16 protein-coding genes and 1 tRNA gene are annotated in these 21,989 nt (G+C 69.7%); 5 read left to right on the top strand and 12 right to left on the bottom strand.

What is annotated here, in order from left to right; translation table 11 throughout:
• The first annotated feature begins 37 nt into the window (after positions 1-37).
• On the top strand, positions 38-433 hold the full coding sequence (locus OG574_RS23760) for a hypothetical protein (protein ID WP_326774854.1): 396 nt from the start codon (positions 38-40) through the stop codon (positions 431-433).
• Between the two features lie 99 nt (positions 434-532).
• Here the strand turns inward: OG574_RS23760 and OG574_RS23755 are convergent, their stop codons facing one another.
• Positions 533-2,017 carry a hypothetical protein gene (locus tag OG574_RS23755; protein WP_326774853.1) on the bottom strand — a complete coding sequence of 495 codons (1,485 nt, stop codon included), beginning with the start codon at positions 2,015-2,017 and terminating at the stop codon, positions 533-535.
• 567 nt (positions 2,018-2,584) lie between these two features.
• Between OG574_RS23755 and OG574_RS23750 the strand changes: the two genes are divergently transcribed.
• On the top strand, positions 2,585-2,881 hold the full coding sequence (locus tag OG574_RS23750; RefSeq protein ID WP_326774852.1) for a hypothetical protein: 297 nt from the start codon (positions 2,585-2,587) through the stop codon (positions 2,879-2,881).
• 315 nt (positions 2,882-3,196) lie between these two features.
• Here OG574_RS23750 and OG574_RS23745 read toward each other — a convergent pair.
• Positions 3,197-3,270, bottom strand: a tRNA-Gly gene (locus OG574_RS23745).
• Positions 3,271-3,795: 525 nt separating this feature from the next.
• Between OG574_RS23745 and dcd the strand changes: the two genes are divergently transcribed.
• Together dcd and OG574_RS23735 are read left to right on the top strand one after the other, a co-directional pair.
• Positions 3,796-4,371: a dCTP deaminase gene (gene dcd, locus OG574_RS23740; protein ID WP_100596440.1), complete on the top strand. Its 576-nt coding sequence runs from the start codon at positions 3,796-3,798 to the stop codon at positions 4,369-4,371.
• An 8-nt stretch (positions 4,372-4,379) separates the two neighbouring features.
• Complete coding sequence (locus tag OG574_RS23735; protein WP_326774851.1) at positions 4,380-4,889, top strand: phosphoribosyltransferase; 510 nt, start codon at positions 4,380-4,382, stop codon at positions 4,887-4,889.
• Between the two features lie 215 nt (positions 4,890-5,104).
• Here the strand turns inward: OG574_RS23735 and OG574_RS23730 are convergent, their stop codons facing one another.
• The 10 genes from OG574_RS23730 to OG574_RS23685 form a co-directional block, all read right to left on the bottom strand.
• The gene (locus tag OG574_RS23730; RefSeq protein ID WP_266562042.1) at positions 5,105-5,728 is read right to left on the bottom strand and encodes a hypothetical protein; all 624 of its coding nucleotides are present in this window, start codon (positions 5,726-5,728) and stop codon (positions 5,105-5,107) included.
• Between the two features lie 393 nt (positions 5,729-6,121).
• Positions 6,122-7,738, bottom strand: a complete 1,617-nt coding sequence (locus tag OG574_RS23725) for an MFS transporter (protein ID WP_326774850.1) — start codon at positions 7,736-7,738, stop codon at positions 6,122-6,124.
• Between the two features lie 140 nt (positions 7,739-7,878).
• Positions 7,879-8,883, bottom strand: a complete 1,005-nt coding sequence (locus OG574_RS23720; protein ID WP_326774849.1) for a Yip1 family protein — start codon at positions 8,881-8,883, stop codon at positions 7,879-7,881.
• Between the two features lie 50 nt (positions 8,884-8,933).
• Positions 8,934-10,424 carry an FG-GAP repeat protein gene (locus tag OG574_RS23715; RefSeq protein WP_326774848.1) on the bottom strand — a complete coding sequence of 497 codons (1,491 nt, stop codon included), beginning with the start codon at positions 10,422-10,424 and terminating at the stop codon, positions 8,934-8,936.
• Positions 10,425-10,679: 255 nt separating this feature from the next.
• Positions 10,680-12,020: an FG-GAP and VCBS repeat-containing protein gene (locus OG574_RS23710; RefSeq protein ID WP_326774847.1), complete on the bottom strand. Its 1,341-nt coding sequence runs from the start codon at positions 12,018-12,020 to the stop codon at positions 10,680-10,682.
• Between the two features lie 35 nt (positions 12,021-12,055).
• Positions 12,056-13,444 (bottom strand): FG-GAP-like repeat-containing protein, encoded by a 1,389-nt coding sequence (locus tag OG574_RS23705; protein ID WP_326774846.1) that lies wholly within the window; start codon positions 13,442-13,444, stop codon positions 12,056-12,058.
• Between the two features lie 124 nt (positions 13,445-13,568).
• On the bottom strand, positions 13,569-15,041 hold the full coding sequence (locus OG574_RS23700; protein WP_326774845.1) for an FG-GAP repeat protein: 1,473 nt from the start codon (positions 15,039-15,041) through the stop codon (positions 13,569-13,571).
• Positions 15,042-15,240: 199 nt separating this feature from the next.
• A complete protein-coding gene (locus OG574_RS23695; RefSeq protein WP_326778595.1) occupies positions 15,241-16,617 on the bottom strand; it encodes an FG-GAP repeat protein in 1,377 nt (458 codons plus the stop codon).
• 165 nt (positions 16,618-16,782) lie between these two features.
• Positions 16,783-18,009, bottom strand: coding sequence for an FG-GAP repeat domain-containing protein (locus OG574_RS23690; RefSeq protein ID WP_442816934.1), 1,227 nt, complete (start codon positions 18,007-18,009; stop codon positions 16,783-16,785).
• Between the two features lie 335 nt (positions 18,010-18,344).
• Positions 18,345-20,627: a (Fe-S)-binding protein gene (locus tag OG574_RS23685; RefSeq protein ID WP_326774843.1), complete on the bottom strand. Its 2,283-nt coding sequence runs from the start codon at positions 20,625-20,627 to the stop codon at positions 18,345-18,347.
• Between the two features lie 274 nt (positions 20,628-20,901).
• Between OG574_RS23685 and OG574_RS23680 the strand changes: the two genes are divergently transcribed.
• Entirely contained in the window at positions 20,902-21,933 is a 1,032-nt protein-coding gene (locus tag OG574_RS23680) for an MraY family glycosyltransferase (RefSeq protein ID WP_326774842.1), read from the top strand.
• Positions 21,934-21,989 lie beyond the last annotated feature (56 nt).

The following is a 21,989-nucleotide window of genomic DNA, read 5'->3' as shown; positions in this document are numbered from 1 at the left end:
TAGAACTTATGTGAGTAACTAGTCCAAGGGGATAGTTATGCTCGCAATGAAGAGAAAAAGGGTCATTCTGAGCTCGGTCTTCATCGCCGCATCCATTGGTCTCGCGCCCGTCGGCTGGACGCAGGCTTCTGCGGCCACACCGAACGAGACCCACGTCAGTACAAGTGCCAGCGTCAAGGTTCCCAAGTCGGACCGGGACTACCGGCGCGGCTTCAAGGACGGCTTCAAATCCGGGCTCCGCCAAGGGCAGAACAACTGCAGGCACGGGAACGGGCACAACAGCAACAGGCAGGACAACGGGAAAAACGGGCATGTGGACGGCAAGCAAACCTCCGCTGTCCACCACAAGAACGCCCAGCAGGACTACCGGCGCGGCTTCAAGGACGGCTTCAAATCCGGGGTCCACCAGGGGCAGAGGTCTTGCCGCCACTGAATCCGGGTGACGAGAATCGAACTCGCCTCTCCGCTTGGGAAGCTGGGGTGATCGCTGTGGTGCGGGGCCCAGGTGCCAGGGTGGTTGTGCGCGCCCTGCCTAGTTGGAGACGTGAGGGCTCGGCAGGGCGGCTCCGAAGTAGCCCTTGGTATTGCGGACGGTGATTCCCGCGCTCTTGCCGCACAGGTTGAGCGAACCGCTCAGGACCGGGCCGGAGGCCGAGCCGCGGGCGGTCCACAGGCAACCGTCGCTGTTCTCCGTGGGTACGCCGACGACCGTCTCGGCCTTGCCGTCCTTATTGAGGTCGGCGAGGTGGACGGTCGCGCCGAACCAGTCGCCGGCCTCTGCGGCACCGGGTACATCAGCCGTGCTCTGGGTGTACCCGACCGCCTTGGTTGTGGTCAGGCCGGAGGCGGAGCCACGCAGCAAAACGGCCGTGCCTGCCAATTTGAGCGTGCCGACCGCCTCACCGGGAGAGCCGACGAGGACGTCGGCGTACCCGTCGCCGTCGACGTCACCGACGCTGAGCGACTGTCCGAACTGGTCGCCGTCCTCGGCTGTTCCCGGGACTCCGGCCGTGCCCTGGTGGAAGACCTGTGGCTGCTGGTCGACAGTGATGCCCTGCGCGCTGCCGTAGAGGACCTGGATCTCGCCACCGCGGTGCGCCGCGCCGGTCGCGTTCATAAGGGAATCGTCATCCGCGACACCCGTGACGAGGTCGCCGTAGCCGTCACCGTTGATGTCACCGATCTGGCCGGCGTGGCCGTCGGCGTGGGGAAGTTCGGTGGGCCAATTGGCGAGATAGTCGTCGGTCGGAGGGCCGTTGTCGGCGTACACAGGTCCACGAAGGTCGTCGTCCGCGGGCCCGACCAGCCAGAAACGCTCCGCTCTGCCGTCGCCGTTCACATCTCCCATCACCACGCCACGGGTCTCGCCGAGGCGGCCTTCCCGGTAGTGGGAGGCGGCCTTTCCGGTGCGGGTGAAGGGACCGCTGTAGGAGGCGCCCTCGCAGCGCGAGCCGATGGTCACCTCCGGGGCGCCGTCCCCGTTCATGTCGCCTGTGGCCAGGGAGTTCCCGAAGCCGCAGTACGTGCGGCCGTCCCCGTACCCGGCCGGCGGAGAGATGGTCGCACCGCCCGTCAGCCCGCTGGGCCCACCCCATACGACGGTCGCGGAGCCCCGGGACTCCTTGTCGCCGACCTGCTCCCTCGGGGTGCCGACGATCAGATCCGCGTACCCGTCCCGATCCAGATCGGCGCTGGCGACCGTCGTGCCGAAGGCGTCCCATTCCTCGGGGTCGCCGGGGACACCGGAGGTCGCCTGCGTGATGACCGTCCGGTGCGTGGTGCTCACTGATGAGGCCGACCCGTACAGGACGACGACGGCACCGGCTTCCTCCACGCTGCCATTGGCGGCGTAGGGCGCGCCGACAGCCAGGTCCCGATAGCCGTCACCGTTGAAGTCGTCCTGGACGGCTGCGGTGTTGGCCCCCTTGTAAGGGCTGGTGGCGGAAGCCGTCGTCGGGGTGAGGGCGAAGGCGATGAGGGGTGCGAGCACGGCGGCGGCCGTGGCTGCTCTGCGCAACGGAACTCCTTGACGCAAGGACGAGGACTGCAGGGACCGCGGAACGACTGGAGCGACAGCACCTGAAGCTCAGCCGCCCCACTGGACACACGAGAAGCCCTCAAGGTTGTGCGGCTCGGTGGCTGTACGAGGCGCGACTGACAGGGACCGCTGTGGAGTTCGGTCTTCAACGTGTGAGTGGACGGCCGGCTCGGAGACCATTTACGCGTGCGCGGGGCCAGGGCTGCCTCGGAGCCTCGTGGCCAACGCCTGCCGTATCGCCGAGAACTGAACCCGACCCATTCTCTGACAGGGCGTTCAGGGGCTGATCTCGGCACGAAGTACCGCGGAGATGAGGGCGAACAGTGGCGGGATCGTGAGGCGCAAGTTCACCCTGATGGGCGGGGATCCACGCGTACGCGCGCGCGTGACGCCGACACGCCAGGCGTCGGTTCCTGATTCAACGTTTTTTCGCTATATAAGGCTCCTTTGATGGCGAGTCGGACGTAACGGCGCATTGCGGACGCCACCATGCATATGTCCGACCCAGGCAGGCGCATGAGGCACCTGCCGTGAAAGGAGCATGGAATGCAGGTTTCCCGTTTTGTCGCCGCGCTGGGCGTCGCGGGCGCCATCCTGGTGGGCGGCGCCACCGGCGCCAGCGCCGCCGCCGCGCCTCCGGTGGCATCTCATGCCGCGCACGACCGTGGCGACGGCCACGGAGACGACTACAGGCGCGGCGGCGACCACGACGGCCGCTGGGGCCACCACCGCGATGGCCGCTGGGGTCACCACCGTGACGGCCGCTGGGGCCACCACCGCGATGGCCGCTGGGGTCACCACCGCGACGGCCGCTGGGGCCACCACCGCTACGACCACCGCTGACCGTCCTTGGGGGTGCCCTTCCGCAGTTGGGGGAGGGCACCCCTTCCGCGTCCTCCACATGGACGGCAGCCTGCACATCTCGCGCACCAGCATCAACGAGACCAATGCCCAGCGGGTCGGAGGTGTCGCCGACATCGGAGGCGGCACCACGACCGTCACGTCCGGCAACGTCAACTCGACGAGAGGGTGCGGGCTCAACGTGCGAAGCGCCACAAGGATCCGCCCGACAGCCGCAATGGTGCGGATGTGCTGCGCGGCAGCTGAACAGGTCCAGACAACGAACAAGGCCCAGGTCGCTGACCTGGGCCTCACATGTGGAGCGGGTGACGAGAATCGAACTCGCACTCTCAGCTTGGGAAGCTGATGTTCTACCACTAAACTACACCCGCGTAAGACGCCGGTTGAGCCGGAGTCGTAACGTCGCACACTGTACCTCACCTCGGGCCCCCGGTGCTTTCGCCGTGGGGCCCGGATGCGTTGCGCGTGCTGGAAGTGACTGCGGGTGAAGGGAGTTGGGGCGTACGGTGGGGCCGGCTTCGAGGGTCCTTCCGTGTGCGGAGTGCCGCCTGGAGTGGCGTCCCTTTCATCCCGTAATGTGACCCATCGTTGTCGGCCAGAAATGGCGTAGTGGCTCGTGGGGAAGGGACTCTGGGACTCGATGGAGCGCACATTCGTCCGTTGTGCCGAGGGGCACGTGTTCAGCACCGCTTCGTTCCCGATGCAGCAGGCCGACCGGCTCGGACCCGGCCGGCTGATCCGATGTCCGCGGTGTGCGCGGCTGAGGAACGCGGTTCCTGTGGAGTTCGAGAAGCGGTAGCCGGCACATAGCCGGAAGGCAGGCGCGCGGGTGCGCCACAGTCGCGGTGCAATGGCCGGATTGTGGCGGGCCCGCGCGCTCTGCGTATCCTCGCTACGTGCTTCTCTCAGACAAGGACATCCGGGCCGAGATCGACGCCGGGCGGGTCCGCATCGATCCGTACGACGAATCCATGGTGCAGCCCTCGAGCATCGACGTGCGGCTCGACCGCTACTTCCGGGTGTTCGAGAACCACCGCTACCCGCACATCGACCCCGCGGTGGAGCAGGCCGACCTGACGCGGCTCGTGGAGCCGGAGGGCGACGAGCCCTTCATCCTCCACCCCGGTGAGTTCGTGCTCGCCTCCACGTACGAGGTCATCTCGCTGCCGGACGATCTCGCCTCGCGCCTCGAGGGCAAGAGCTCCCTCGGCCGGCTCGGGCTCGTCACGCACTCCACCGCCGGCTTCATCGACCCCGGGTTCTCCGGGCACGTCACGCTGGAGCTGTCGAACCTCGCGACGCTGCCGATCAAGCTGTGGCCGGGCATGAAGATCGGGCAGCTGTGCATGTTCCGGCTGAGCTCGCCCGCCGAGTTCCCCTACGGCAACGAGCGCTACGGGTCCCGCTACCAGGGCCAGCGCGGCCCGACGGCCTCCCGTTCCTTCCTCAATTTCCATCGAACGCAGGTGTGAGCAGCAGCATGAGTGACGTACGCGAGAACCTTACGTACGAGAAGTTCGGCGTTGCCGTGCGCGAGCTGGCGCAGACGATCGCCGACGACGGGTACGAGCCGGACATCGTGCTGTCCATCGCGCGCGGTGGCGTCTTCGTGGCCGGCGGCCTCGCGTACGCGCTCGACTGCAAGAACATCCACCTCGTGAACGTCGAGTTCTACACGGGCGTGGGAACGACGCTCGAGATGCCCGTCATGCTGGCGCCCGTGCCCAACGCGATCGACTTCTCGGACAAGAAGGTGCTCATCACCGATGACGTCGCCGACACCGGGAAGACCCTGAAGCTGGTCCACGACTTCTGCCTCGACACCGTGGCCGAGGTGCGCTCCGCCGTGATCTACGAGAAGTCGCACTCGCTGGTGAAGTGCGAGTACGTGTGGAAGCGCACGGATGAATGGATCAACTTCCCGTGGAGTGTCTTGCCTCCAGTACATAAGTCGGGAGAGGCGCCGAAGGAGAACCGGGAAGCGCTCTGACCTGCGATTCTTCGCACGTCTAAAACATGACGGATGCGCCAAGGCCCCTCAGGTGATCACCGAGGGGCCTTGTGCTGTTCGAGAGACTCGCCTTCTGATCCGTAGCTCTATGCAGAACGGTCAGCGAAGCCCCAGCCGGCGTCTATGCGACTGGGGCTTCGCGCCTGCGTGACAGTGACTCAGCTCAAGACGAGTCCGGGGTGTGGCGCCACAGCTCAGGGCGCGTTCAGCCCGAAGTTCTGGTGGCTGTTGTTGCTCGCACCAGGGCTGTTGATGTTGCTGTTCGTGGTGATGTTGTTGAACATCGGGATGACGCCGTTGAGGTTGATCGGCAGGATCGAGCCCCCGCCGCCACCGCCACCGCCACCGCCGTCGCAGTCGCCGCCGGTGATCGTCGTCGGGTCGCTGGCCGAGTGGGTGAAAGTTTCTCCGCCTTGCTCCTCGGTCTCGGTCTCGATGACCGTGACGGTGTTGCTGACGGAGCACGGTGCGTCGGCGGCGATGCTGACGGTGACGTCGAGTGGGGCAGTGAGAGCGCCGATGAAGTTAAGGCCGTCCCCGCAGTGGACCGTCGTACCGCCGTTAGTGATGTCGCAAAATTGCGCGAGAAGGCCTCCGAGGGCCGTGGCCCTGACACCCGTGGGGAGATTGTCCGTGACGTCCAGAAGGCCGGTCGCACCTGTGGCCTTCAGCGTGATGGTGTAGACGCCTTGCCCTCCCCGTGCGAAGTTCCCTTCGTGGCTCTTGGCGACGCTCAAATTCGATTGAGCGTGGGCGGGTGCGGCTAGGGCAAACGGCAACGCGACGCCCAGCCCCACCACCGTGCCGAGGGCAGACATCCGCCGCCTCAACCCGTGTCTTTTCATCTACGGTTTCTCCAGTCCGTGAGGGTCCGCTGCGGTCAGCTCCGGAAGCGAGTGGAGGAGCCGACGTGGGGAACGTACTGACCCGGGAACGACCCATTGGTCGGCAAGCGACGCGAGAAACGCCCATTTCACTCGATTAACCCGCCTAAGCCTCCCGGGCCGCCGAACAGCTACGGAGCGGCATTGGTCGGTGTCCTGCCCGCTTCGCTTTGAGGTCGTGCGTGATCAGGGGTCCCTACGCCTGGTCCGTCGAGCCGCCCGTCGTGAGCCGGGCCGGGCAGGTTCTGGACGCCTGAGCAGGCGGCACGGCATACAGCGTGGGGCCCGGCACACACAGTGCCGGGCCCCACGCGCGTTTCCGGCGGGCTAAGGCGTTGCCGAGCGGGGCTGGGTCGTCGGGATCCGTGAGGTGAAGAACATGGCGAGCAGCGAGGCGAGGGCGAGTACGGCCAGTGCGGCGCGGAGGCCGTCGAGCCGTGCTTCGTTGTTCGCGTCGAGCGCCGCCTGCGAGACCTCCGTGCTCGTGCCGGCTTCGTCGAGCGCGGTCTTGAGCTGAGCGTCCGAGAGGAAGGGCGCGCCGCTCTGGAGCTCGACGGAGGTCTGGCTCTTGACGTCGGCCGGGACCGCCGGATTCTGCTCGATGCCGGTGACGAACGAGGTCGTGAGCGCGGCGATGAGGATCGACCCGGCGAGTGCTGTACCGAGCGAGGCACCCAGGTTGGTGACGGCGTTCTGGACCCCGCCGACCTCCGCGCTCTGTGCCTCCGGCACCGCGGACACGGTGACCGACCCGAGCTGGGACGCCAGCGCGCCCATGCCGAGCCCGATCAGCAGGAGGGGGAGGGTGACGATCTCCGCACCGGCTCCCGCGTCGAGTGCGGCCATCAGGGCCACCGCGCCGGCGAGCAGCGCGAGGATCCCGAGCCGCACCACCCGGCGCGGTGAGACATCCGGGAGGAAGCGCGGGATCAGGATCGCGGCGGCCAGCAGCGTCAGCGAGAGCGGCAGGATACGGGCACCGGTCTTGAGCGCGGACAGGCCCAGGGCGACCGACAGATACAGCGGGACGACGAAGAACACGCCCATCTGCACGAGGTACTGGAAGAAGAACATCGTCAGGCCACCGGTGAGCTGCTTGTTCTGCAGCAGGGCCGGGTCGATGAGTGGCTCCTTGCGCTGCTTCACCAGGCGGGCCTCCCAGCGGAGGAAGAGCCAGATCAGCAGCAGACCGGCCAGCGCCAGCCACACGACCAGCGAGATCCCGAGCCAGGAAGGCGCGCCGGGTTTGGGCTGGAACCAGCCCCATTCGTCGGAGCGGAGCACTCCGTAGACGAAGATCCCGAGTCCGAGGGCGGAGAGCACGCAGCCGAGGAGATCGATGCGGGAGCGTTCGCCCACCGGCGCGTCGGCGATGCGGCGGGCGAGTACGAGGATGCCGAGCACCACCACGACCTCACCGGCGAACACCCAGCGCCAGGAGAAGTACGTCGTCGCGACGCCTCCGATGAGCGGCCCCACCGCGATCGCCACGGCCCCTGCGGCCGCGACGAGTCCATACGCGGCGGGACGGCGTTCCGTGACGAAGTTGCCCGCCACGAGCGCCACGATCGCGGGCATGATGAGCGCGGCTCCGACGCCTTCGAGGAGCGCCCAGCCGAGCAGCAGTACGGGGAGGTTGGGCGCGAGTGCCGTGGTCAGGGAGCCGCAGCCGTAGATGACGCAGCCGATCATGAAGGCGCGTTTGCGGCCGATCAGCGCACCGACCTTGCCGCCCGGGATCATGAACATCGCCATCACGAGGGTGTACGCCGTGATGGCGCCCTGGATCCCCGTCACGGTCGTGCCCACGTCCTCGGCCACGGTGGCGATCGAGACGTTCATGACCGAGCTGTCGAGAGCCATCAGGAACTGACCTGCCGCGAGTGTCAGCAGGACCAGTCGCGCCGTCGTCGAACTCTCAGCCGTGCCTGCCGCAGGTGCCATGGGCGCATGGTGGCAGCTGCCCCGGAGGCCGGTGCTCCGACCCGCCACCGGCGTCACCCGTTGGCGGCGGCGAGGTGGCGGTGAACGCGAGTGAGGCCCGGCACAGTGTGTGCCGGGCCCCGCTCAGGTGTCCCAGGTCTCTAGAACGTGCCCAGCTTGATGATCGACAGGAGCGCGATCAGCTGGATCGCGGAGGCGGCCAGCGCCTTCGGCCACGGGAGGTCGTGCGACCTGCCGACCATGAGCGTCAGCAGGAAGCCCGCGAGCGCCCACGTCGCCCAGCCGATGATCTGCACGAACGGGGCGTCGCCGCCCAGGAACATCGCGAAGAGCAGGCGCGGGGCGTCCGTGATCGCGGTGATCAGCATCGCGAGGCCGACCGTGGGCTGCCACGCTCCGTCACCGCCGAGCTGGCGGGCCAGCGTGTGCGTGACCACGCCGAGCACGAAGAAGCTGAGGGTGATCGCCACGCCGGTCGTGAGGACGTACGGGACCGCCGCCGAGAGCGTGGCATTGATCACGTCCTCGCGGGCCGAGTCGAAGCCGAAGATCGCGAGCAGCCCGTAGAGGAGCGTCACGATGAGGGCGGGGCCCCACATCGCGTAGTCCCGCATCTGGAGGTACGTCTGGCCGGGGCGCAGGACGACCCCGGACAGCAGTTGCTTCCAGTGCAGCCGCGGACCGACGGGCGCGGCCGGGGCCGAGCCCGCCCGGTACGTGTCGCCCTGGCTGTACGGGTCCTCGCCCACGGAGAACGCCTGGGTGTGCCCCGGGTTGTTCGCCGCGTACGGGTCGTAGCCCTGGCCCTGCTGACCGTGCCCCTGCGGGCCGTTCGGGTCGCCGAAGTACTCCGGCTCGCCGTGGCCTCCGGACTGGGGCCACTGCTGCTGCTGACCGTACGGCTGCTGCGGTTGCCGACCGCCGTACCGGTGCTGCTGCTGTTGCCCGTTCGGGGGCGCGGGAGGGTAGCCGTACGGGGCCTGCCCCTGGGGGGCACCCTGTCCGTACGGTCGCGATTGCGAGGCGCGGTTGTCCCGGCCGCGTCCGATCCTGAATCCAGCCACGTCATCGAACGTACCTGGTCCCGGGGAGTGAGGTGCCGGGCCCGGTGGATCGGGCCCGGCTTTGCTGCCGAGCTGTGACATCCCCTAAGGGAACTTTCAGGGTGTTCCCGGGGGCCGGGGCGGGTGGGGCGTCAGTCGGTGAAGTTGGCGCCGAGGACCGGGGTGCCCGACGCGGAGATGCCGAGCGTGGAGGTGTAGATGCCGGAGGACGCCGCGAGCGTGCCGTCGGCCTTCACCTTCACCGGGTAGACGGCGCCGTTGTGGCCGTTCTCGCCGGCGGCGCCGATGAGGATCTCGTCGCGGCCGTCGTGGTTGAGGTCGTCCAGGTGCACGTCGGAGCCGAACGCGTCGTTCTTCTCGTTGGTGTTGGGGACGTAGGCGTTGTTCTGTTCCAGGAACAGGGCGCCCGTGCCGGTGATGCCCGAGCCGTCGGCGGAGCCGTACATGACCGTGGCCGCGCCCGCGTTGGCGCCGCCCGTCAGGTCCTCGTCGGGGGCGCCGACGACCAGGTCGAGGTGGCCGTCGCCATTGACGTCGCCGAGGTCGATTTCGGCTCCGAAGTGGTCGCCCTTCTCGCTGGAGCCGGGGACGCCCGCGGTGTTCTGCGTGAACTTCTCGGTGTCGCCGGCGGACGGGCCGCTCGCCGTGCCGTGCACGACGTACACCGAGCCGCCCGTGGTGGCGCCCGCGATGCCGGAGTCCCAGGCGTTGCCGATGACGATGTCGTCGTAGCCGTCCTCGTCGGTGTCGCCGAGGTCGGTGATGATGCCGGCGGGGAGCTTCTGGGAGCCGGAGGCGGCCAGGCCCGTGGCGCTGCCGGGGATCCAGTAGTTGGCGTTGAGGTTGTCCGACGGGTCGTAGCCGTTGACGATCAGGTCGTCCTTGCCGTCGCCGTTGGCGTCGCCGGAGTGCAGGTTGTTGATGCCGTCGCCGGTCTGGACGCCGGTGCTCAGCGTCGCGCGGCTCGCGGCGCTCGCGCTGCGGGTGAAGCCGCCGGAGAAGACGTCGACCTTGGTGGAGCCGAAGGCGCCGATGGCGAGGTCGTCCTTGCCGTCGCCGTCGAAGTCGCCCGCCTCGACGGGGCCGCCGAACTGGTCGTGGCTGGTGGGTCGCGGGTCGGCGACGGTGGTGCCGCTGGTCAGCCCGTTCGGCGAGCCCCACAGGATGGCGGCCGTGCCGCCGTCCTTGTCCGTGCCGACGTCCTCGCCGGGCGCGGCGACCAGGACGTCGTCATAGCCGTCGCCGTCGAAGTCGCCGTACGCGGAGTCGGCGCCGAAGAAGTCGTCGCTCTCGGCGGTGCCGGGGATTCCGGCCGTGTTCTGGCTGACGGTGGCGTAGTGGTTGCCGGTGGCTCCGCCGTAGATGACGGCGAGTTGGCCGGCGTTCGCCTTGCCGTTCACGTAGGCGCCGGACGCGGAGGCGACGGCGTCCGCGTAGCCGTCGCCGTTGAAGTCGGCGTCACCCTGGGCGACACCGGCCGGAACTGTGTCGGCTGACGCCACCCCGGCCGAGGTGGCCAGCAGGCCCCCGGTCAGCGCGGCGGCGGCCGCCGTGGCCGTGGCGAGCCGGATCCGGGCGGGGGAGGGGTCGGGCGTGCGCTTGTGCTTGGCGTGCCTGGTCATGCGTGTGACTCCTGCGTCAACCGGGGGATGTGGGGGCATCCGCAGTCAGTAAGGGTGCGTTCCGTCGGCGTTTGCCGGGAGTTGTCCCGGACGTGGGCCTGCGGTTGGCTTACAGGAGACGGTTAGTGGGGGTGGAGGGTTGTACGGAGCGAGTGGGAATCTGTGGGATGCGCGGGCGGGGGCGGTGCGCCACCGGACATGAACGAGCCCCGTCGGCCGGGGCGGGCCGACGGGGCTCGTTCACGCGGGTGTGCCCTACTGAAGGAAGCCCTCGATCAGGTCCGACGGGACCGATGCGGCGCCCGTGGTGGTGATTCCGGAGGCCGAGCCGGGCAGGCGGAGCGAGCCGACCGTGCCCGCCACGTACAGGTCGGCGTAGCCGTCGCGGTCGGTGTCCCGCAGCCGCACCGCGGAGCCGAACGAGTCGTCCGAGTCGAGCGCCCCGGTGACGCCGGGGCTGTTGCGGGCGAACCACTGGGAGCCGGTGCCGCTGATGCCGGCGGCGCGGCCCTTGAAGACGTGGACGCCGCCCGCGTATTCCTTGTCGTCGATCTTCTCGCCGTAGGCCCCGACGGCCAGGTCCTGGTAGCCGTCGCCGTTGACGTCGCCTGCGGAGAGGGACGCGCCGAACGAGTCGTCCGCCTCGGGGGTGCCCGCGACGCCGCTCGTCGACTGCGTGATGCGGGAGCTGGTGCCGGGGCCCGTGGAAGAGCCGTACCAGAGGGAGACGCGGCCCTTGTAGCCCGAGTAGGCGGGAGTGCCGATGGCGACGTCGCCGAAGCCGTCCTTGTTGAAGTCGGCGATGACGCCGTCGCCGCCGTAGCTCTTCGTGTTGACGTGGAGCGACGGGCCGGACGTCATCGTGGAGCCGCCCTTGACGAACCAGGCGTCCGCGGCCGTGACCCCGCCGGAGAAGGTGTCGCCGACGATGACGAGGTCGGTTTTGGAGTCGCCGTTCACCTTGCCCGCGATCAGCGCGGTGGAGTCGAAGCCCGTCTTGTCCAGGGTCGAGACCGAACCGGTCGCTCCTGAGCGGGTGATGGGGCCGCGGTAGACGTATGTCTTGCCGGCGTTGACGGCCGCGAGATCCGGTTTGCCGTCACCGTTGAAGTCGCCGGTCGCGAGGTCGTTCGCGAAGTAGCCGAACTCCTGCTTGGCCTTGTTGGTGACGGATGTCCCGCCGGACAGGCCCGTGGGTGAGCCCCAGAGGACCATGACGGCGCCCTGGTCCTCGTTGCTGCCGACGTCCTCGCCCCGGGCGGCCACCGCCAGGTCGCCGTAGCCGTCCTGGTCGAAGTCGGCAGCCGTCCTGACTTCGCCCCACATGTCGTCGGCCTCGTCCTCACCGGGCACGCCGGCGCTGTCCTGGTCGATCACCTGGGTCTTCGTGCCCGGACCCGTGGCGGTGCCGAAGGTGATGAGGAGCGCGCCACCGGGGCTGTTCCAGGACGTGGACGCGTAGTCCCGGTACCCGTCGCCGTTGAAGTCGTCGGCGTACTTGGCGCCGGTGGCGGAGGCGGGTGCTGTGGGAAGGGTGAGGGGGGTCAGGGCGGCCGCTACGAGGGCCGTCAGGGCTGTGATGGTGCGCAGGCGCACGTCGGGCTCCTGTGGGTGAGACCGGGAGGATGGGGTCAGTCGGTGAGTTCGGCCCAGTAGAAGCCGGCGAGTTCCGGGGCCTGGGCGAGGAAGGAGCCCGTGCCGGTCGGGCCCGATGCGGTGCCGGGCAGAAGGTAGAGGCGGTTCACCTCAGGGGCGGATGCGACCAGTTCGGCGCGGCCGTCGCGGTTGAAGTCGCGCAGCTGGACGGAGGCGCCGAGCCAGCCCTCCTCGGTGGTCTCGCCCTCGACGCCCGGCGTGGCGTAGTCGTACCAGCGGGAGTTCGTGCCGGTGACGCCGGAGGAGGTGCCGCGCAGGACGGTGATGCCGCCCGCGCGGAACGGGCCGTCGCCGATCATCTCGCCCTTCACGCCGACGGCCAGGTCCGGGTAGCCGTCGCCGTTGGTGTCCGCGGCCGAGACGTCGCTGCCGAAGGAGTCCGTGGACTCAGGGGAGCCCGCGATGCCGGACGTGGACTGGGTGATCTTCTTGGCGGAGGCGCTGGGGCCGGTGGACGTGCCGGGCAGGATGTAGACCGCGCCGCCGGTGCCGGTGCGCGGGGCGCCGACGGTCAGGTCGCCGTAGCCGTTCTTGTCGTAGTCGGCGATGGTGACCGAGGCCTCCATGAGGGAGGCAGCGGAGGGCAGGCTGACCTTCTTGGTCTTGGTGGGGCCGCTCGACGAACCCTTGTAGAACCAGACGCGGTTGCTGTCGGTGTCCCAGTCGTCGCCGAGGACCGCGAAGTCGGCGGTGCCGTCCTTCGTGACGGTGCCCGCGACGACGCGGTCGGGGGAGATGTTCTCGCCGTCGGTCGGGTCGAGGTTGGTGGCGCTGCCGCGCGAGCCCGACTTGGTGAACGGGCCGCGCAGGTACCAGATGTTGTCGTCGTCGACGGTCACGACGTCCTGCTTGCCGTCGGCGTTGAAGTCACCGACGGCGAGGTCCTTGACGAACCCCTTGTCCGGGTACTTGGGGTTCTTGTACGCGCTGCCGCTGGTCAGGCCGGACGCGGAGCCCCACAGGACGGTGAACGTGCCGTGGTAGCTGCCGTCGTTCTCGCCGGGCGCCGTGGCGATCACGTCGGCGTAGCCGTCGCTGTTGAGGTCGCGGGTGGTGATGTCGGTGCCGAACCCGTCGCCGGCCTCCGCCGAGCCGGGGATGCCGGCGCTGTTCTGGGAGACGGTGGTGTGCCGGGACGCCGGGCCGAGGCCGGTGGCGGAGCCGTACACGACGACGACGGCACCCGCCTTCGAGGCCCCACCGACCGTGGCACCGCGGTCGCCGACGGCGAGGTCGCGGTAGCCGTCGCCGTTGAAGTCGTCCGCGGACGCAGCGGTGGCGGCTGTCGCCGGGGTGGTGAGGGCCGCGGGGGCGAGCAGGCCGGAGGTCACGGCTGCTGCCAGGGCAAGGGCGCGCTTGCGCATGGTGTCGGGCTTTCCTGGAGTCAGGGGAGGCCGGGCCCGCGACGGGGACGCGGGCCCGGCCGGCTGGGGGTGGTGCATGGGCCCGCGCCGAAGAGGCGCGGGCCCAACCTGGAGCAAAAGGGCGTCAGTTCGCCGCGTTCCCGCCCAGCATCGGGGAGGCGTCCGTCGAGACGCCGACCGACGTTGCCGAGACGGAGCGCGACCCCGTCGTGGTGATCTTCGTCCCGTTCGACGGGAGGTACGTCAGCGCGCCGTTGCCGCTGTTCTCGCCGTACGCGCCGATCGTCAGGTCGGCCTTGCCGTCGCCGGTGACGTCGGTGAGCTTGACCTCGTTGCCGAAGTAGTCCTTCGTCTCGTCCGAGCCGGGGACGCCGGCGGTGGACTGGGCGAAGAACTGGCCGCCGGACTGCGTGTTGATGCCGCTCGCCGAGCCGTAGAGGACCGTCACCGAACCGGTGTCGGTGACGCCGCCCAGGTTCTCGCCGGCGGCGCCGACGACCAGGTCCTGGTAGTTGTCGCCGTTGATGTCGCCGAGGGACAGCTCGCCGCCGAAGTCGTCGCCGCGCTCGGAGCCGCCGGGCACGTTGCCGGTGTCCTGGCTGATGGCGGTGGTGGTGGCGGGGCCGCTCGCCGAGCCGTACGTGATGTTGACCTTGCCGCCGTCGGTCGAGTTGGTCGGGTCCGGTGACCCGTCCGTGGGCTCGTCCCACTCCTGGCCGGTCACGATGTCGCCGAAGGAGTCGCCGTTCACGTCGCCGATGTCGGTGATGACGCCGGGCTTCAGCGTCTGCGCCGACGAGGCGACGAGGCCGGACGCGCTGCCGGGAATGTAGTAGTTGGTGTTCCAGCCCTCGCTGGTGTTCGTCTCGAAGCCGTCGACCACGAGGTCGGTGGCTCCGTCGCCGTTCACGTCACCCGCGGTGAGGGTGAGCGGGCCGGTGCCGTCGCCGGACTGGATCGGGGGCTTGAGCGTGTAACGGCCGCCCGCGGTACCGGTCTTGGCGATGCCGCCCTTGTAGACGTAGACCGTGGCGGCCGTGGAGCCGACCGCGAGGTCGTCCTTGCCGTCGCCGTCGAAGTCGCCGGCGGCGAGCGTCTTGCCCCACTGGTCGTGGGAGGAGACGGCGGGGTCCGCGATCGTCGTGCCGCCGGTGAGGCCCGACGGGGAGCCCCACATGATCATGACGGTGCCGCCGTCGGTGTCGCCGTCCACGTCCTCGTAGCGCGCGGACGCGGCCAGGTCGTCGTAGCCGTCGTCGTTGAAGTCGCCGTACGCGCTGACCCAGCCGAAGCCGTCGTTGGTCTCGGCGGTGCCGGGGACGCCCGTCGTGTTCTGGCTGACGGTCTTGCGGGTGGCGGCGTTCAGGCCGTTCGCGGAGCCGTACAGGGCGACGAACTGGCCGGCGCCCTTCTTGCCGCCGACCGTCGACCAGCCGGCGGAGAACGCGACGTCCCCGATGTGGTCGCCGTTGAAGTCGGCCTCGTGATGGTGGACGGAGTCGGCGGCGAGGGCCGAGCCCGTGGAGAGGGAGAGCAGCCCGCCCGTCAGCGCGACCGCGGCGGCCGAGGCGAGGGCGATACGTATGTGCTTGTGCATGCGGGATTCTCCTGCAGCATGCGGGGATGCCTGGCGGGCATCCGCAGTCAATGGGGTGCGTTCCGCCGGTGTTTGCCGGGAGTTGTCCCAGGCGTGGCCCTGCGGTTGGCGAACAGGAGACTCGTAGTGGGGCCGGAGGGTTGTATGTGGTTCACAGTCATTTCCGGCCGCCCGGGTTTTCGGTGTTCTCGGGGCCCGTTCAGCGCAGGACCGTCCCGAAGGCGCGGCCCGCTCCGCTCGTCGACGTTCCGAAGTCCGCGCCGTTGAAGGACGTGGCGTACGACGTGGTGAGGTACGGGACCGCGCCGCGCAGGACCCAGACGGCGCCCGCGTCGGCCGAAGTGCCGATGTCCTCGCCGTTCGCGCCGATCGCCAGGTCGGCCCGGCTGTTCTTGTTGATGTCCTTGAAGCGCAGGGACGAGCCGAAGTGGTCGCCCGCCTCCGGGACGCCGGGCACCCCGGCCGTGTCCTGGTGGTAGGCGCGGCCCGCGCCGAGCCCGCCGGTGCCGCCCTTGAGGACGGTGACGCTGCCCGTTCCCGTGACCGTGCCGACGCTCTCGCCGGGCGCGCCCACGGCGACGTCCGCGTACCCGTCGTGGTCGAGGTCGCCGGCGCTCACGGCGGCGCCGAAGCGGTCCTCCGGCTCGTCGGCGCCGGGCACGCCCGCGGAGTCCTGCGTGTACGTCTTCGTGGTCCCGAAGGAGCCCTGCGCGCCGTAGCGCACGGTGACCGAGTTCGCGGCGGCGTTGCCGGTGACGAGGTCGGTGTAGCCGTCGCCGTTCACGTCGGCGGCCGCGGCCGCTTCCCGGGTGGCGCGCGGGTCGTCGCCCTCGGCGACTACGCCCGAGTAGTAGCCGATGTCCCCGACGCCGCCCTTCATGTACACGGTGTAGGGCTTGCCGTCGGCGCGCTCCCCGTAGAGGACGTACGTGTAGCCGTCCTTGGAGAGGAAGTGGGCGGCCTCCATGCCCTCCAGGCGTACGCCGTCCGGCAAGAAGTCGACCTCGGGGGCGATCGCGCGGGTCGGGTCCTCGCTCTCGGCGTAGTACCACCAGCCGTCGGCGCTGATCACGGCGAGGTTCTCGGCCTCGTCCCCGTCGATGTCGACGAAGGAGGTGCCTTCGCCGAAGCGTTCGGTGTCGGTGGTGGGGGAGTTGAGGACCTTGGCGCCCTTGTCGAAGGCCTTGGGGCCTCCCCAGACGATGGTGACGGAGCCTGTGGTGTTGCCGGTGACCCGCTCGCCGGGCGCGCCGACGATCAGGTCCGCGTAGCCGTCGTCGTCGACGTCGCCCGAGGTGACGTTCTCGCCGAACTCGTCCTCCGGCTCGGTGACCCCGGGCACCCCGGCCGTGCTCTGGGTGACGGTCACGGCGTGGGACGGGCTCACGCCGCTCGCGGAGCCGAACGTGACCGTGACGGAGTTCGCGCCCGGGGTGCCGACGGCCAGGTCGCGGTAGCCGTCGCCGTTGAAGTCGTCCTTGAGCGTGGTGGCCGCGGAGGCGGTTCCGGCGAGCGGCAGGGTGAGTCCGGCCGCCGCGACGACGGCGGCACCCGCGGCGATGACGAGCTTGCGCATACGCACGAGAAGCACTCCCGGGAAATGGGGGGAAGGGGTTCCGGGGGTGTGACTCGTGAGGTGAGGGGATGGTTGTGTCCGGGTGGCTGTGCGGTGAACAGCGGATACGGGAGGCGGGGTGGACGCCGGCGGCACCGAGTGCGGCGCACGCCGGCCCGCCAGCTCTCAGAACTCCGCTGTGGAGAAGGTGACTTGAGGCTTTCCGGCCAGGAGTGCGCCGCCCTTGACCCCGGGGTACACGGCGATCGTGTCCGTGCTCTCGCCGCGGTACGTGCGGACCACGAGGTCGGCGCGTCCGTCGCCGTCGAAGTCGGTCGCCTCGAGGACCTGGGTGGTGCCGGCGGCCCCGGGGGTGACGGTCACGGCCGCTCTTCCGTTCGCGGGCAGGACCTTCGGGGCCTTCGACGTGCCGCCGGACACGACGAGTTCTGCCACGCCGTCCCCGTCGAAGTCACCCGCGGTGATGGCCGTTCCGGTGGCCTTGAGGGCGGCGGCGCCCGGCCGCGAGAGGGTGACGCCGGAGGCCGTGAGCAGCGCGGTGTCCGCGCCGGCGCCCTTGGTGAAACGGCCCACCGCGAGGCCGAGGCCGGACGGCAGCGCGGCGCCGGAGCGGGCCGGTCCCTGCGGGCCGCCCAGGACGATCCGGGACGGTGACGAGCCGCGGGAGGTGCGGCGTACGAGGAGGTCGTCGTACCCGTCGCGGTCGACGTCGAAGGCGGGGCCCACGGGTACGTTGCCGGGTGCGGTCAGCGGCTTGCCGGCCGCGCGCGGGGTGCCCTTGCGCGTGAAGGGGCCGGGCAGGAAGCTCAGCCGCCCGCCGCTCGCGTGGACCGTGAGGTCGACCGAGCCGTCCCCGTCGAAGTCGCCGCACACCGGCTGGTCCGGCCAGTCGTTGCCGAACCGCGCCTGGGCGGGGACGACGAGCTTCACGCCCTGGTGGGTGAGCCCGCCCGGGCCGCCGAACAGGATCTGCAGCGGCACCGGTGGCTGCCCCTGCCCGTCGAACGGCGGATCGGTCGACACCACCAGATCGGTGAAGCCGTCCTTGTCGAGGTCGCAGCTCGCCTCGGAGTCGAACGCGGCGGGCGTCTCGCCCTTGGTCGGCGCCGCGTACTTCGCGGGACGCAGCAACTGCCGCGCCCCGGGCACGAGTCCGTGCCCCTTCTTCCCGTACACGACCCCGATCCCGGCGTCGTCCCCGAGCCCGTCGTGCACGAGATCGTCCAGTACGAGGTCGGGGGCGCCGTCCCCGTTGAAGTCGTGCGCCACCTTGCTGCCGCGGCCGTGCGGGACGGGGAGCGCGGCGCCGGACTTGCCGGCCATGGCCACGGGGCGGTGCTTGGCGGCGGCGGGCTTGTCGTCGCCGCCGCAGCCGGTGACGGCGGCGACCATGAGCAGGGTGCACCCCGCCGCGGCCCTGCGTATCGCGGCGCTGCGGCCGCCCCGTATGCCCACCATCGCCTCTGACCCGCCCGCCTCATGCGCCACTTGACCCGTTCATGATGCCGCCGGGGTGAGGGAGGGGGTAGGGGCGGGGCCTGCCGGTTTGGTCACGGAGCGCGGCCCCTGTCCCGTAAACGCCCTTTCTCTGTCCCGAAAACGCCCCTCCGGTGGCCCGTCACACGCCTCTCCGGGAACGCCGGAGGGGCCGACCGGGTCTCCCCGATCGGCCCCTCCACGTACGACGTCGGATTCGCGTACGGAACCCCGGCCCGGCTACCGGACCGCTACTTCACCGGCTCCGGCTCCGGCGCGTCCTCGGTCTCCTCCGAACCCGCCGGGTCGGCCGGCGTCTTCACGGAGTCGAGGAGCAGCTGGGCCACGTCGACGACCGTGACGGACTCCTTGGCCTGGCCGTCGTTCTTCTTGCCGTTGACCGAGTCGGTCAGCATGACGAGGCAGAACGGGCAGGCGGTGGAGACGATGTCGGGGTTCAGCGACAGCGCCTCGTCAACACGTTCGTTGTTGATGCGCTTGCCGATCCGCTCCTCCATCCACATCCGCGCGCCGCCGGCGCCGCAGCAGAAGCCGCGCTCCTTGTGGCGGTGCATCTCCTGCTGACGCAGGCCCGGGACGGCGTCCATGATCTGACGCGGGGGCGTGTAGATCTTGTTGTGACGGCCCAGGTAGCACGGGTCGTGGTAGGTGATCAGACCCTCGACCGGCGTGACGGGGATGAGCTTGCCCTCGTCGATGAGGTGCTGGAGCAGCTGGGTGTGGTGGATTACTTCGTAATCGCCGCCGAGCTGCGGGTACTCGTTGCCGATGGTGTTGAGGCAGTGCGGGCAGGTTGCGACGATCTTCTTCGCCGACTTGGGCTTCGCCGACTCGGCGACGACCTTGCCGTCGTCGTCGAGCTCCTCGCCGAACGCCATGTTCAGCGCCATGACGTTCTCCTGGCCGAGCTGCTGGAACAGCGGCTCGTTGCCCAGGCGGCGGGCGGAGTCACCGGTGCACTTCTCGTCGCCGCCCATGATCGCGAACTTGACGCCCGCCATGTGCAGCAGCTCCGCGAAGGCCTTGGTGGTCTTCTTCGCGCGGTCCTCGAGCGAGCCGGCGCAGCCGACCCAGTAGAGGTACTCGACCTCGGTGAGGTCCTCGATGTCCTTGCCGACGACCGGGACCTCGAAGTCGAGCTCCTTGAGCCACTCCAGGCGCTGCTTCTTCGCCAGGCCCCAGGGGTTGCCCTTCTTCTCCAGGTTCTTGAGCATCGTGCCCGCCTCGGACGGGAACGCGGACTCGATCATCACCTGGTAGCGGCGCATGTCGACGATGTGGTCGATGTGCTCGATGTCGACCGGGCACTGCTCGACGCAGGCGCCGCAGGTGGTGCAGGACCACAGGACGTCCGGGTCGATGACGCCGTTCTCTTCGAGGGTGCCGATCAGCGGGCGCTCGGCCTCGGCCAGCGCCCCGGCCGGGACGTCCGCCAGCTGCTCCTCGGTCGCCTTCTCCTCGCCCTCCATCGACTTGCCGCCACCGGCGAGCAGGTAGGGGGCCTTGGCGTGCGCGTGGTCGCGCAGCGACATGATCAGGAGCTTCGGCGAGAGCGGCTTGCCGGTGTTCCAGGCGGGGCACTGCGACTGGCAGCGGCCGCACTCGGTGCAGGTGGAGAAGTCCAGTAGACCCTTCCACGAGAACTGCTCGACCTGGCTGACGCCGAAGACGTCGTCCTCGCCCGGGTCCTCGAAGTCGATCTCCTTGCCGCCGCTGGTCATCGGCTGCAGCGCACCCAGCGCGACGTCGCCGTCCGCCTCACGCTTGAACCAGATGTTCGGGAACGCGAGGAAGCGGTGCCAGGCGACACCCATGTCGGTCTTCAGGGCGACCGTGATCATCCAGATGAAGGAGGTCGCGATCTTCAGCCCGGCGAAGAAGTACGTGAGGTTCTGCAGCGTGGAGACGTCCATGCCGCGGAACCAGGAGACGACCGGGTACGAGACGAAGAACGAGGCCTCGTAGCTGTCCACATGGTGCTGGGCGCCCTCCAGGGCGTGCAGCGTGAAGATGCAGATGCCGACGATGAGGATGACGGCCTCGACGAAGTACGCCTGCCCGGTGTTGGACCCGGCGAAGCGGGACTTGCGGCCCGGCCGGTCCGGCCGGTTCAGCTGCCGGATGACGATCAGCGTCAGGATCCCGAGGGCCGTCATCGTGCCGAGGAACTCGACGAAGACGTTGTACGGGGCCCATTCACCGATGATCGGGAGCAGCCAGTCGGCCTGGAAGAGCTGGCCGATGGCGTTCACGATCGTCAGCAGCAGCGAGAAGAAGCCCACCGCCACGAACCAGTGCGCCACGCCGACGATGCCCCAGCGGTTCATCCGGGTGTGGCCGAGGAACTCCTTGGCCACCGTCACGGTGCGCTGTACGGGTTCGTCGGTGCGGGTGCCGGCGGGGACGTTCTGGCCGAGCCGCATGAAGCGGTAGATCTGCGCGATGGCTCGGACGAACAGTGCGACGCCGACCACGATCAGGACCAGCGACACGATGATCGCGGCGAGTTGCATTCGGGGGCTCCTCGGGCCTGCGAGGGTGGATATTCAGCGATTACTAAGCGGTAACTTATTTCAGTCCATGCTGAGACTACCCACTTGTGTGGCCGCACTGTAGCCAGCCGGGCGGTGATCTGCGTCGCTGAGGCAACCCTCGGTCGACAGCGAAAGCAAATCGTGTTATTCACTCCATATTGCGACATAAGCGACTAGCTTATGAAGGTCTCCGGCCGGGCGTGCCCTCCGGTGTCACCCCGATACCGCAAACCGAGCTGACGGGACGTCCGCCGTGTCCTACGGGATCGCCGCCGCCGCGACCGCCCTGCCGGCGGCCTCCGCCCTCACCGCCCTGCTCCGTCTCGTCGCCCTGCGCACCGGATTCACCGTCCGGCGGGTGGGCCGCACGGGGCGCAGGACGCCGCGCCTGGGCGGCGCCGCCGTCGCCACGGTGACGGCCGTGGTCGCCACCGTCGGAGCCTGCACCGGACTCCTTCCGCTCGGCTCCGGCGCGCTGACGCTGCTGATCGCGGCCGGGGCCGTCGCCGCGCTCGGGTTCCTCGACGACGTGCGGCCGGTGGGGGCGCGGGCCCGCGTCGTCGTCGAGGCGGGGGCGGCGACCTTCGTCGTGCACACCGCTCAACTCGGCTTTCTGGTCGGCGCGCTGGCCGTCCTGTGGATCGTCTTCGTCACCAACGCCTGCCGGCTCTTCGACACCTCGGACGGGGCGCTCGGCACCGTCGCCGTCGTGGCCGCGCTCGGCCTGAGCGCCTGCGCCACCACCCAGGGGCTCGGCCCGCTCGCCGCCACTCTCGGGGTGCTCGCGGCGGCGCTCACCGGGTTCCTCATGCACAACTGGTACCCCGCGCGGATGCACCTCGGGAGCTGCGGGTCCCTGTTCACGGGCTTCCTGCTGGCGTCCGCCGCGGTCCTGGTGAACGCGGGCCACGAGGCGCTGCCCGGCGCGGGCTCGCTGTTCGCCGTGACGGTCGTGGTGACGGCGGACGCGGCCCTCGTCGCGGTGTCGCGGCGGCGCGCGGGGCGGCCGCTCTTCCAGGGCGGCGCCGACCACATCGCGCACCGGCTCCGCCTGCTCGGCCTCACCCCGCGGGGCGTGGCGGTGGTGCTCGGCGTCGCGTCGCTCGCCGGTGCGGTGACCGGACTCCTGCTGCACGACGGGACGTTGGATCCGCTGGCCGCGCTGTGGCCGCTCTGCGCGGCGGCCGGGTCGGTCGCCGGGCTGCTGCGGGTGCCGGTCTACGGGCTGCGGCGGCGGGTTCGCCGGCCCGTACGGACCGCTGTTGTGGACGTCGCAGGTTCATGACGAAGGCCCCGACGCGGTAGCTGACCTGCGCGTATCCCCTGGCTTCCATAAGGGCC

The organism is Streptomyces sp. NBC_01445, assembly GCF_035918235.1.
Lineage (GTDB): Bacteria > Actinomycetota > Actinomycetes > Streptomycetales > Streptomycetaceae > Streptomyces.
The sequence above is the reverse complement of the archived record's forward strand: the minus strand, read 5'-3'. Positions and strand labels throughout refer to the sequence as shown.